At 27.3% G+C, this 308-nt stretch carries 1 pseudogene; it reads left to right on the top strand.

Going from position 1 to position 308, the window contains the following annotated elements:
• Positions 1-10: 10 nt before the first annotated feature.
• Positions 11-308: pseudogene (locus BN1173_RS04765) on the top strand (ATP-dependent RNA helicase); the annotation flags it as partial.

Genomic DNA, 308 nt, shown 5'->3' with positions numbered 1-308 from the left:
AATAGAAATAATGCGTATAGTGAATGGTATGGAACCAAACTGGACACTGCTTAAAACATACGAAAATACAAATGTCAATATAAACGAAATTGACAAAATAAAAAACATCTTAGAATGTACTATGAACTTCATTCAACATCCAAATAAAAAATCTGTTCTTTTTTTATCACTCAGAAGCGATTATGCTGATAATTTTTGGTTAAAACCGCAAAAAAGCTTTATAGTAGCAATTGAAGAATCAATGGATAGTATTAAAAGCTTAATTGACAACCAAGACAATATTACAAAACTAACTTCTATCAAAAAAA

The organism is Borrelia crocidurae (assembly GCF_000825665.2).
Classification (GTDB): Bacteria; Spirochaetota; Spirochaetia; order Borreliales; family Borreliaceae; genus Borrelia; species Borrelia duttonii.
The sequence above is the reverse complement of the archived record's forward strand: the minus strand, read 5'-3'. Positions and strand labels throughout refer to the sequence as shown.